This window comes from Streptomyces sp. NPDC057486 (assembly GCF_042802415.1).
In the GTDB taxonomy this organism is placed as follows: Bacteria; Actinomycetota; Actinomycetes; order Streptomycetales; family Streptomycetaceae; genus Streptomyces; species Streptomyces yanii.
The window spans coordinates 1-11,513 of record NZ_JBHVEE010000210.1 but is presented as its reverse complement, the minus strand read 5'-3'; the positions used below and the strand labels follow the sequence as shown (position 1 = coordinate 11,513).

At 70.7% G+C, this 11,513-nt stretch carries 11 protein-coding genes; 3 read left to right on the top strand and 8 right to left on the bottom strand.

The features are described from left to right. Window positions 1–44: 44 nt before the first annotated feature. The 6 genes from ACFU6I_RS45780 to ACFU6I_RS45755 all read right to left on the bottom strand — a co-directional run bounded on the left by ACFU6I_RS45780 (window position 45) and on the right by ACFU6I_RS45755 (window position 6,957). Window positions 45–1,670 (bottom strand): DoxX family membrane protein, encoded by a 1,626-nt coding sequence (locus tag ACFU6I_RS45780; protein ID WP_384379705.1) that lies wholly within the window; start codon window positions 1,668–1,670, stop codon window positions 45–47. Between the two features lie 204 nt (window positions 1,671–1,874). Next, complete coding sequence (rlmB, locus tag ACFU6I_RS45775; protein WP_384379702.1) at window positions 1,875–2,831, bottom strand: 23S rRNA (guanosine(2251)-2'-O)-methyltransferase RlmB; 957 nt, start codon at window positions 2,829–2,831, stop codon at window positions 1,875–1,877. 81 nt (window positions 2,832–2,912) lie between these two features. Next, the gene (gene cysS / locus ACFU6I_RS45770; protein ID WP_384379693.1) at window positions 2,913–4,316 is read right to left on the bottom strand and encodes a cysteine--tRNA ligase; all 1,404 of its coding nucleotides are present in this window, start codon (window positions 4,314–4,316) and stop codon (window positions 2,913–2,915) included. A gap of 634 nt (window positions 4,317–4,950) precedes the next feature. Then, window positions 4,951–5,448 carry a 2-C-methyl-D-erythritol 2,4-cyclodiphosphate synthase gene (gene ispF, locus ACFU6I_RS45765; RefSeq protein ID WP_037692876.1) on the bottom strand — a complete coding sequence of 166 codons (498 nt, stop codon included), beginning with the start codon at window positions 5,446–5,448 and terminating at the stop codon, window positions 4,951–4,953. After that, window positions 5,438–6,184, bottom strand: a complete 747-nt coding sequence (gene ispD / locus ACFU6I_RS45760; protein ID WP_384379690.1) for a 2-C-methyl-D-erythritol 4-phosphate cytidylyltransferase — start codon at window positions 6,182–6,184, stop codon at window positions 5,438–5,440. The genes ispF and ispD overlap by 11 nt, the downstream gene beginning before the upstream one ends. Window positions 6,185–6,474: 290 nt before the next feature. Then, window positions 6,475–6,957, bottom strand: a complete 483-nt coding sequence (locus tag ACFU6I_RS45755; RefSeq protein WP_006380568.1) for a CarD family transcriptional regulator — start codon at window positions 6,955–6,957, stop codon at window positions 6,475–6,477. A 610-nt stretch (window positions 6,958–7,567) separates the two neighbouring features. On the opposite strand from ACFU6I_RS45755, the gene ACFU6I_RS45750 reads away from it, so the two are divergent. Then, complete coding sequence (locus tag ACFU6I_RS45750; protein WP_384379687.1) at window positions 7,568–8,209, top strand: DUF461 domain-containing protein; 642 nt, start codon at window positions 7,568–7,570, stop codon at window positions 8,207–8,209. Between the two features lie 94 nt (window positions 8,210–8,303). Here ACFU6I_RS45750 and ACFU6I_RS45745 read toward each other — a convergent pair whose 3' ends face one another. Both ACFU6I_RS45745 and ACFU6I_RS45740 read right to left on the bottom strand, forming a co-directional pair. Continuing rightward, entirely contained in the window at window positions 8,304–8,984 is a 681-nt protein-coding gene (locus ACFU6I_RS45745) for a response regulator transcription factor (protein WP_072487966.1), read from the bottom strand. Further along, complete coding sequence (locus ACFU6I_RS45740; protein ID WP_384379684.1) at window positions 8,981–10,255, bottom strand: sensor histidine kinase; 1,275 nt, start codon at window positions 10,253–10,255, stop codon at window positions 8,981–8,983. Before ACFU6I_RS45740 ends, ACFU6I_RS45745 begins: the two co-directional genes overlap by 4 nt. 196 nt (window positions 10,256–10,451) lie before the next feature. On the opposite strand from ACFU6I_RS45740, the gene phoU reads away from it, so the two are divergent. Both phoU and ACFU6I_RS45730 read left to right on the top strand, forming a co-directional pair. After that, window positions 10,452–11,129, top strand: coding sequence for a phosphate signaling complex protein PhoU (gene phoU / locus ACFU6I_RS45735; protein WP_384379681.1), 678 nt, complete (start codon window positions 10,452–10,454; stop codon window positions 11,127–11,129). 193 nt (window positions 11,130–11,322) lie between these two features. After that, window positions 11,323–11,463, top strand: a complete 141-nt coding sequence (locus ACFU6I_RS45730; protein WP_384379678.1) for a hypothetical protein — start codon at window positions 11,323–11,325, stop codon at window positions 11,461–11,463. Window positions 11,464–11,513 lie beyond the last annotated feature (50 nt).

Below are 11,513 nucleotides of genomic sequence, written 5' to 3'. Positions count from 1 at the left end.
CAGCCGGAGTTCCGGTGACCGCCCCTCCCCGCGTGGCGTGCCGTTCAGCCGAGCAGGCCGCCGATCGGATTGCGGCCGCCGCCCGACGTGCCGCCGGAGGTCGAGCCCGTGGAGCCGTCGCCGGTCGAACCACCACCGGTGGAGCCGCCGCCCGTGCCGGTGGAGCCGGAGGAGCTCGGTCCGGCGCTGGTCGTCGGGGGCTGCTGCGGGGTCGTCCGCTGCGGGGGCTGCTGCCCGGTGCCCTGGGTCTGACTGGGCTGTCCGGCGCCGGAGCCGGCGGCCCGGCCGGACTCGCGGACGCTGTCCGTGCCCGGTGTGGACGCCTGTGCGGAGGGCGTGGCCGCGGCGCTGGAACGCGACGGGGAGGGCTTCTGTCCGGCGGGGCTGCGCGAGGCCCTGCCCTTGCCCGACTCCTGCGGGAGCGGGGAGCCGGGCAGTTGGTTGGTCGGGTTGTCGTTCGGTCCGGGCACGGTGACGACCTCGGAGGAGCGGACGGCGCCGCCGAGCATCGAACCGATGAGCAGGGTGAGTCCGACGACGACGGTGGCGACGGCGGCGCCGCGGCGCAGCACCCGGCGGCGCAGGTCCCAGATCGCGGAGCGCGGGCCGAGCCTGCGCCATGCCTCGCCGGCCAGGCGCCCGTCGACGGAGTAGACGGGGGCGCCCGCGATGACGAGCGGGCTCCACGCGGCGAGGTAGATGATGTCCGGTGTGTCGTAGACGGCGACGGTCCGCCAGCTGACGGTGACCAGCAGCGCGGCGGAGAGCAGGGCGCCGACCGAGGCGGCGACCCGCTGCCAGAGGCCGAGGACGGTAAGGACGCCGACGATGACCTGGAGGAAGGCGACGGTGAGTCCGGCGCCGACCGGGTGCGAGAGTGCGAAGTCCCGCAGCGGTTCGGCGAGTCCCCAAGGATGCAGCGAGGTAAGCCACTTGACCATGGAGCCGCGCTCGCCGCCGTCGAAGTAGACGGGGTCGCAGAGTTTGCCCATGCCCGCGTAGATGGAGATGAAGCCGAGGAACACCCGCATCGGCAGGAGTACGACCCCGAGGTTCATCCGGCGTCCGGGGTAGTACGCGTGGCGGACGGTGTCGGGGCTGTGCCGTTGCGACCTGCTCCCGACGGTCTGGTCGAACTCGTCGTCCTCGTACGGCTCATGGTCGTACGCGCCGGTGTCGACGGCGTCGTACGCGCCGACCGCCTGTCGCATCGGGGGAAGCAGCGGGCCTCTGCCGTGGCGGCCGCCGGAGCGGTGGGGGGCTGGGATGACGGGGGTGGGCTGGGTCTCGTCCAGGCGCGGGAGGACCTGGGTGGCGCCCGAGCCGGCGTCGAACTCGTCGCCGTACGGGCCGTACCCGCTGTCGAGGCCGACCGCGCTGGAGTTCCGGACGGCCTGGAGGAGTCCGGTGGCGCCGGGGTCGCCGGGGGCGGACCTGCCGCTCCACACGACGGGCGAGCGCCTGCCGCGTCCCGCCCCGCTGCCGCTCATGGCGGGGACCCTGACGGACCCCGCGGGGGCGGCGCCGCGCACCCGTGCGCGCTGGCCGGGGGCGAGCTGCACCCGGAAGCTGGCGTGGTTGACGATGACCTGCGCTGGGTCGCAGTCCACCTTGGCCATGCTCAGGGCGGGTAGTTCGTCGAACCGAGGCGTTCTGGTGTCCACACTCATCTAACCGAGTGATGTGTGATTAGGACACTGCCTTGACGGCCCCGATGTGTCCGAGACCCGTCAATAGACCCGGGCGGTGCGGAGGCCGGGGTGTGCGCGGCGGTCGGTGCCGACACGTCTGCCGAGGTCGGAGCCCTGCGCCGCCGTCCGGCAGCGCGGGCTCCCGGACGGGCCGGTCCCGGGCCCGTCCGGGAGTCGTCCCGGTCAGGCGCGGCGCCGAGCCGCCTCGTACAGCACGATGCCCGCGGCGACACCGGCGTTCAGCGACTCCGCGCCGCCCGGCATCGAGATGCGGACCCGGTAGTCACAGGTCTCGCCGACGAGACGGCCCAGGCCCTTGCCCTCGCTGCCGATGACGATGACGACCGGACCGCCGAGGGCGTCCAGGTCCTCGACGGTGTGCTCACCGTCCGCGGCGAGGCCGACGACGGTGATCCCGGCCTTCTGGTAGCCCTCCAGGGCGCGCGTCAGGTTCGTCACCCGGGAGACCGGCGTACGGGCCGCCGTGCCCGCGGAGGACTTCCAGGCGCCCGCCGTCATCCCGGCCGCACGCCGCTCCGGCACGACCACGCCGTGGCCGCCGAACGCGGAGACGGAGCGGACGATCGCACCGAGGTTGCGCGGGTCGGTGACGCCGTCGAGGGCGACGATCAGCGGGTCCTCGTGGTTGTCGTACGCGGCGGCGGTGAGGTCCTCCGGGTGCGCGTACTCGTACGGCGGGACCTGCAGGACGAGGCCCTGGTGGTTCAGGCCGTTCGTCATCCGGTCGAGCTCGGGGCGCGGCGCCTCCATCAGGTTGATGTTGCCGCGCTGGCCGGCGAGCTGGAGCGCGTCGCGCACCCGCTCGTCGTTGTCGATGTACTGCTGGACGTACAGGGTGGTCGCCGGGACGCCGTCGCGCAGCGCCTCGTAGACCGGGTTGCGGCCCACAACCATCTCGGACGTGCCCTTGGCGCCGCCGCGCCGCGGGGCGGGCCGACGGGCCGCGGCCTGCTTCGCCTGGGCGCCGGCGATCCGGTTCTTCTTGTGTCCCTTGCGGGCGGAGGCGGGCGGCGTCGGTCCCTTGCCTTCGAGACCACGGCGTCGGTTACCGCCGCTGCCGACCTGCATGCCCTTCTTGTTGGACGTGCGGCGGTTCCTGCGCTGGCTGTTCCCGGCCATGACCTACCTGTTTCGTTGCTTCAGACATGCGTATGTAAGTGAAAGTGTGCCGCCCGGAACGCCGGGCGGCACATGGGCGGACTACTGGCGCGGGCCGAGCGTCCACCGGGGGCCCGTCGGACTGTCCTCGATGACGAGGCCCGACTGGTTGAGCTGGTCGCGGATGGCGTCGGCGGCGGGCCAGTCCTTGCGGTCGCGGGCCGACTGGCGCTGGTCCAGGACGAGGCGTACGAGCGTGTCGACGACCCCGTGCAGATCGTCACCGCGGTCGCTCTCGCCCGCCCACTGTTCGTCGAGCGGGTCGAGGCCGAGGACGCCGAGCATCGCGCGGACCTCCGCGAGTCTGGCGACCGCCGCTTCCTTGTCGTCGGCGGCGAGCGCGGAGTTGCCCTGCCGGACCGTGGTGTGGACGATCGCGAGCGCCTGCGGGACGCCCAGGTCGTCGTCCATCGCCTCGGCGAACGCGGGCGGCACCTCGGCGGCGGCCACGACTTCGCCGCCGGCCTTCTCGATGACCCGCTGGACGAAGCCCTCGATCCGCGCGAACGCGGACTCCGCCTCGCGCAGTGCCTCCTCGCTGTACTCGATCATCGACCGGTAGTGCGGGGTGCCGAGGTAGTAGCGCAGCACGATGGGCCGCCACGCCTTGACCATCTCGCTGACCAGCACCGAGTTGCCGAGCGACTTCGACATCTTCTCGCCGGACATGGTGACCCAGCCGTTGTGCACCCAGTACTTCGCGAACTCGTCGCCGAAGGCCTTCGCCTGGGCGATCTCGTTCTCGTGGTGCGGGAAGATCAGGTCGATGCCGCCGCCGTGGATGTCGAAGGCGGTGCCGAGGTACTTGTGCGCCATGGCGGAGCACTCCAGGTGCCAGCCGGGGCGGCCGCGACCCCACGGGGTCTCCCAGCTGGGCTCGCCCGGCTTGCTCGCTTTCCACATCGCGAAGTCGCGCTGGTCGCGCTTGCCGGTCTCGCCCTCGCCCGACGGCTGGCGCAGGTCGTCGAGGTCCTGGTTGGAGAGCTCCAGATAGCCGGGGAAGGACCGCACGTCGAAGTAGACGTTGCCGTCGGCCTCGTAGGCGTGACCGCGCTCGATGAGGCCGCGCATCATCTCGATCATCTCGGTGATGTGGCCGGTGGCACGCGGTTCGTAGGTGGGCGGGAGGCAGCCGAGAGCGTCGTAGCCGTCGTTGAACGCGCGCTCGTTCTCGTACCCGATCGACCACCAGGGACGGCCTTGCTCGGCCGACTTCCCGATGATCTTGTCGTCGATGTCGGTGACGTTCCGGATGAACGTGACGTCGTAGCCGCGGTAGGCGAACCAGCGGCGCATGATGTCGAAGTTCAGCCCGGACCGGATGTGCCCGATGTGCGGGGCGGCCTGGACGGTCGCGCCACACAGGTAGATCGAGACACAGCCCGCCATGAGCGGGACGAAGTCACGGATCTGCCGGGCGCTGGTGTCGTACAGGCGAATAGTCACCCCTCAAGGGTAGTGGGCCCGCACCTGTGCACAGTGCCCCCTTGGGGCTAGCGGAACAAGTTCGTGTTGTCCGCGTCCGAAAGTGCCTGGCGTCTTTGTCCTCGATCGCCGGACGGGCTGGATTTTCGGTGTGTCCCGGGGGCGCCGCCGCACTGTGCGGTGGGTGGTGGGCGGGGCCCCGAACCCGGCACGTACGCCGGCCCCTGGGGGGACCCCCCCCGCACGGCCCCACCCGGGCATCACCCGCGCCCACCACCCGGCGGCCCTGACAGCAGCGCACACCGGCCGCTGACGCGCGACGGCCGGTCCGGGGCCGTGCAGGGGAGTCCCCGCAGGGCGACGGACAAAGACCCGAGCTCCCCCACGTACCCGCCGAACGTCCGTCGCCCGAGGAGACACCCCGGAAAGGCCCCGGACCACCACCCACCACGGCAGGCGACCATGCCACCAGGGCCCAGACGCACCCATCAAGCCCGTCCGGCGATTGAGGACGGAACCGGCCACCCCGGACCGGGGCACCGCACCACGCAACGCCCCCGCCCCGCCCAGGGGCACCGCACCACGCAACGGACCCACCCCGCCCAGGGGCACCGCACCACGCAACGGACCCACCCCGCCCAGGGGCCCCGCACGGTCAGCCCACCCGGTAGACCAGCGCCGTCGCGAGCCCCGCGAGCCCTTCCGCACGGCCGGTGAACCCGAGCCCGTCCGACGTGGCGGCCGAGAGCGAGACCGGGGCGCCCACCGCAGCCGACAGCACCTTCTGCGCCTCGTCGCGCCGCTTGCCGATCTTCGGTCGTACGCCGATGACCTGTACGGCGACGTTCCCGATCTCGAACCCCGCGGCCCGTACGATCCGCGCCGCCTCGGTCAGCAGCGTGACGCCCGCGGCGCCGGACCACTCGGGGCGCCCCGTCCCGAAGTGCTGTCCGAGGTCGCCGAGCCCGGCGGCCGAGAACAGCGCGTTGCAGGCGGCGTGCGCCACGACGTCGGCGTCGGAGTGGCCGGCGAGGCCGGGGCCCTCGCCCTCCCAGAGCAGGCCCGCGCACCACAGTTCGCGGCCCTCCTCGAAGGCGTGGATGTCCGTGCCGATGCCGACCTGCGGAATCACGGGCGCGTGCTCAGAACCCATCGTTCGCCCTCCTGCGCGCGAGAACCGCCTCGGCCAGCACCAGGTCGAGCGGCCGGGTCACCTTGAATGCCTCTTCGTGCCCGGGTACGACCACGACGGGTTCCCCGAGCTGTTCGACCATGCCCGCGTCGTCGGTCGCGCCGTCGCCGTCGACGGCGACGCTCTCGTGGGCGCGGACGAGAGTGTCCCGGTCGAAGCCCTGCGGGGTCTGCACGGCGCGCAGCCTGGCCCGTACGGGCGTGCCGAGCACGGGCTCCGGGTCGCCGGGGGCGCCGGGCTCGACCTCCTTGACGGTGTCGGCGAGCGGCAGCGCGGGGACGACGGCGGGCGCGCCGTCGCGTACGGCCTCGATCACCGCGTCCACGGTGTCGACCGGCACCAGCGGGCGTGCCGCGTCGTGGACGAGGACGGCGGAGATGTCCTCCGGGAGCGCGGCGAGGCCGAGGCCGACCGATTCCTGGCGGGTGTCGCCGCCCGGCACGACGAGGTAGTCGGTGCGCTCGGGCAGGGCGTGTTCGTCCAGCAGGTTCTTGACCTCGGGCGCGCCGTCCGCCGGGGCGACGACGACGACGAGGGAGACGGACCGGGACGCCGCCATGGCCCGTACCGCGTGGATGAGCATGGGCGTGCCGCTCAGCGCACGGAGCGCCTTGGGGGCGCCCGGGCCGAGCCGTACGCCTCGGCCGGCGGCGGGAATCACCGCGGCGGTGCGGTACGGACGCGATTGATCAGACATCGGTTGCACTCCGAAGCATCAGCATGTTTGTTTCCACGGCCGACATGGGTATGGCCACAAGCGAGCCGGGCGCGACGCCTTGACTCGGCCGGGACCCTTTCCGTGACACCCGGTCGAGTTCGAGCAAGCCGCAGCGGCTGTTCGGGGTCGGCTTTACAAGATCGCGAGCAAAGTATGGACGGGATAGCCGGATCCGAATCCGGACATGCCGCAGCGCCCGACGACACACCGTGAATACGGCTGGTCAGCGGGCACCGCGGCACATCTATTTACGACCGGTGCGATCCGGGTCAGGACGCGAGAACCTCGTCGAGCAGAGCCTCGGCCTTGTCCTCGTTCGTGTTCTCCGCGAGAGCGAGCTCGCTCACCAGGATCTGGCGAGCCTTGGCAAGCATGCGCTTCTCACCTGCGGAGAGTCCGCGCTCACGCTCACGACGCCACAGGTCGCGAACGACTTCGGCGACCTTGATGACATCGCCGGAGGCGAGCTTCTCCAGATTTGCCTTGTAGCGCCGGGACCAGTTCGTCGGCTCTTCGGCGTACGGTGCGCGCAGCACCTCGAAGACCCGGTCCAGGCCCTCCTGCCCGACTACGTCGCGCACGCCCACGAACTCGGCATTGTCCGCCGGGACACGAACCGTCAAGTCACCCTGGGCGACCTTGAGCACCAAGTAGGTCTTGTCCACGCCTTTGATCTGGCGAGTTTCGATAGCCTCGATCAGCGCGGCCCCGTGATGGGGATAGACCACGGTGTCGCCAACCTTGAACGTCATGTGACAGGTACCCCTTCCGTGGCTATCAAGAGTAACACGAGAACAGCTTCTCCTGAATGACGTTTTCGCAGGTCAGGGCATATCTCGGGGCTTGACAACAGCAACACGAACGTGCTGCGGAAGGGATCGGGAAGGCGGTAATCGCAGGTCGGAGCGGCTGTACGGGTGGGGTGAAACACGTACGTCACACACGCTCGAACCCCCTCCGAAGTGGCCGAACGTCCCGTTTTGCCGGATTCCAGATGGTGAACTTTCCATACTCCGTTCGGAGATCGATCACCCGTACGGACGTAAGTCCCGATGGCCAATAGAATTGATCAACGGTCGGGGATCGCGGAGATTATGCGCAAGGAATACGCCACGGTCCGAGGAATTGATCAAGCCTGTTATGTGAACAGCACACGAATCGCGGGGGCGGGGCGGCGTGCCGGCCGATCGGGACCTGGCTGCGGTCACGGCACGTGATGCCCGGGGCCCGTAGGGGCGGGTCGGGTGCGGGGCGGGGACGACGGCTCGGTAACCTAAGCCCGCTGACACACCCTTAGGGCGGCTTTACGCCGCTCGCCCCTCCCGTCCGTGAAGTCCGTACGTTCAAGGAGTTGCCGCAGCCGTGAGCCGCAGCCTTCGACGCGGCGCCCTTGCCGCCACTGCCATCGTGATCTCGATCGGTGCACTTTCCGCGTGTGGTGCCGGCAATGACGCGCAGACGCTCGAAATCAAGCCGGACAACGCTGCCACCACCATCGGTGACATCCAGATCCAGAACGCGAACATCGTCACCCAGCCGGAGCGCAACGCCAAGGGCCCGGCCGTCGTCACCGCGACGCTGTTCAACAACGGCGTCGCGCAGCAGACGCTGGACTCGATCACCCTCCCGGGCACCGGCGCGGCGGTGCAGCTGCACGCCGCCAAGGGTGCGGGACCGATCGTCGTCCCGGCCGGGGGCAAGGTCGTCATCGGCGGCAAGGGCAATGCCGCCGCCGTGATCGAGAACGGCCGCGAGGCCGCGCAGAACGGCAACGTGCAGTCGGTCGTCTTCAAGTTCAGCAGGACCGGTGAGGTCCCGCTCGGCGTGTTCGTCGTCCCGGCCACCAGCTACTTCACCGGCTTCGGCCCGAGCTCGCTGCCGGCGGTGCCGTCCGAGACGCCCGCAGCGACGCCGTCCGGATCCGCGACGCCGGGCAACCCGTCCGAGTCGCTCGGAGCGGAGGGCCCGACGGACGCCGCGTCGGCCTCGCAGCCGGCCGAGTGACGTCCGCGGACACGCACGACGGAGGCGCCTCCCGAGCGGGAGGCGCCTCCGTCGTATGTGCTCCGCCCGGCAGCCTGCCGTACGGACCCGGGGTTTACGGCTCGAACTTGTACCCCAGGCCCCGCACCGTCACCAGGAAGCGCGGCGCCCCCGGGTCGGGCTCGATCTTGGCGCGCAGGCGCTTGACGTGGACGTCGAGGGTCTTGGTGTCGCCCACGTAGTCCGCGCCCCAGACACGGTCGATCAGCTGCATCCGGGTCAGCACCCGGCCCGCGTTGCGCAGCAGCATCTCCAGCAGGTCGAACTCCTTGAGCGGGAGGTCGACCTTGCCGCCGGCGACCGTGACGACGTGGCGGTCCACGTCCATCCGGACCGGGCCCGCCTCCAGGGCGGCCGGGGTGACCTCCTCCGGCTCCCCGCGGCGCCGCAAAACCGCGCGGATGCGGGCGACGAGTTCCCGCGAGGAGAACGGCTTGGTCACGTAGTCGTCGGCCCCTATTTCCAGGCCGACGACCTTGTCGATCTCGCTGTCCTTGGCCGTGACCATGATCACGGGGACGTTGGACCTGCTGCGCAGCTGGCGGCAGACCTCGGTGCCGGGCAGGCCCGGCAGCATCAGATCGAGGAGGACGAGGTCGGCGCCGTTGCGCTCGAACTCGTCGAGCCCGTCGGGGCCCGTGGCCGCTATCGCGACCTCGAAGCCTTCCTTGCGGAGCATGTAGGACAGGGCGTCGCTGAAGGATTCCTCATCCTCGACGACAAGCACTCGGGTCACGGGAGGACCTCCGGGGCAGGAAATGGTTCGAGAGTGTCGGGGTCGGCGGTCCGGTAGGTCCCGTCGTCACCGTTGACGATGAGCGGTCCGCCCGATGTACGGTCTCGGTCCCGTGCGGAGCCCGCTTCGGGCAGCCGCAGGGTGAAGGTGGAGCCCTGTCCCTCCGAGCTCCAGACCGTGACCTCCCCGCCGTGCGAGGCGGCCACATGTTTGACGATGGCGAGGCCGAGACCGGTGCCACCGGTGGCCCGTGAGCGGGCCGGGTCGACGCGGTAGAAGCGTTCGAAGACCCGCTCGCGGTCCTTCTCCGAGATGCCGATGCCCTGGTCGGTCACGGCTATCTCGATCTGGTCCCCGCCCGGTACGGCCAGGCGCCTCGCGGCGATGCCGACGCGGGTGCGGGCGGGGCTGTAGTTGACGGCGTTCTCCACGAGATTGCCGAGCGCCGCGGCGAGCTGGCCGCGGTTGCCCCAGATCCGGAGCTCCGCGGTGCCGCCGGCGGCCATGGTGATCTGTTTCGCGCCGGCCTGCTGCCGGCAGCGGTCGATGGCCTCGGCGACCAGCTCGTCGACCCGGACCGGCTCGGCGTCCTCCAGCGGGTCGTCGTTCTGCACCCGGGAGAGGTCGATGAGTTCCTGTACGAGGTTGGTCAGCCGGGTCGCCTCGATCTGCATCCGGCCCGCGAACCGCTCGACCGCCTCCGGGTCGTCGGACGCGTCCATGACGGCTTCGGAGAGCAGCGAGAGCGCTCCTACCGGGGTCTTGAGCTCATGGCTGACGTTGGCGACGAAGTCGCGTCGTACCGCTTCGATACGACGGGCCTCGGTGAGGTCCTCGACCAGCAGGAGCACCAGCCGGGAACCCAGCGGGGCGACCCGTGCCGAGACTGCGAGAGCGTCGCCCCGGCCCGTACCGCGCCGGGGGAGGTCCAGTTCGACCTGCCGTATCTCACCGTCCCGGCGGGTGTCCCTGGCCATGTGCAGCATGGGCTCGACGGCCAGCCGGCCGCCCCTGACCAGTCCCAGCGCATACGCGGCGGAGCTGGCCTTGACGACACTGTCGCTCTCGTCGAGCACGACCGCGGAGGAGGAGAGCACGGAGAGCACCGTGTCGACCCCGGGGGGCAGTGCCCCGTTGCTGTCGGGCCGCAGGGACGTGCGCGTGGGTTTCTTCTGGTCGCGCTCGCTCCAGCGGAACGCCAGCATGGCGATCACACCGGTACACAACCCGGCGATCGCTGCAGCTGCGGCGACCGCCGCGTTCACGTCCATACCTCAAGGTTAAGCAGGTGCGGCAGTGCTCTCCCAGCCGTCCGAGTGCGTACTCGAACACTCGTCGCCCAGAGTTCACCGAGGAGCAAGGGTTGGTTCACTTGGTCGGCCGGATCCGGACGCGTACGCCCCACAGGGTGAGAGCGTGGGGTTCAAATCTGGCCCCGGCCTTAGTGAGGACTGGAGAGGGACTTCCATGCGCGACGCTTACCACGAGGAACTCGACTCGATCGGAGAGGGCCTCGTCGAGATGGCCCGGCTCGTCGGGTCGGCGATCGGCCGGGCGACGACGTCCATGCTCGACGCCGACCTCAAGCTCGCGGAGAGCGTGATCGCCGCGGACCAGAAGGTCGACGACCTCCAGCACGACCTGGAGGCGCGGGCGATCGCCCTCCTCGCGCGCCAGCAGCCCGTGGCGACCGATCTGCGGATCGTGGTCACGTCGCTCCGGATGAGTGCCGACCTGGAGCGCTCGGGCGATTTGGCCCAGCACGTGGCCAAGCTGGCCCGGCTGCGCTTCCCGCAGTCGGCGGTGCCGCACGACCTGCACGCCACCATTCTGGAGATGGGGCAGCTGGCGCAGCGCCTGATGGCCAAGGCCGCCGAAGTGATCATCACGAAGGACGTCGACCTGGCGCTCCAGCTGGAGCAGGACGACGACGAGATGGACCTGCTGCACCGCACGCTGTTCCAGCACCTGATGGACGACCGCTGGAAGCACGGCATCGAGACCGCGGTCGACGTGACGCTGCTCGGCCGTTACTACGAGCGCTTCGCCGACCACGCGGTGTCGGTCGCCAAGCGGGTCGTCTATCTGGTGACGGGTGAACACGCGGACGACATCCAGAATGCGACGTCGGTAGAGGGCGCGTAGCGGGTAGGAGACCGCGCGTTTTGCGCGGGTGTGCCTTGGATGCGCCGTCCGTGCGCCGTTGATGGGGCGGCCGGAGTGGGCATGAATGGGATGGGGCGGCAGGCGGTACGCCTGGTGGCACGCCCCGGTCGTACGTCGCTGTCGGTCGTGCGGCCCTGCCGTACGCCTGGATGTACGTCCTAGAGGAGGAACGATGGCCGACTCCCCCACACCCGACCCGCAGCAGGAGACACCCGCTGAAGTGGTCCATCTGACGGTGCTCGGTGCCTGTGGCTGCGGTTCGGGCTGCGGGTGCGGCTGCCAGTCGGGCGCCCCCTGCCAGTGCGGCGGCTGACCGGGGCTGCCCACGACGCCACCGGACCGGCGCCCCGCGGGGGGCGCCGG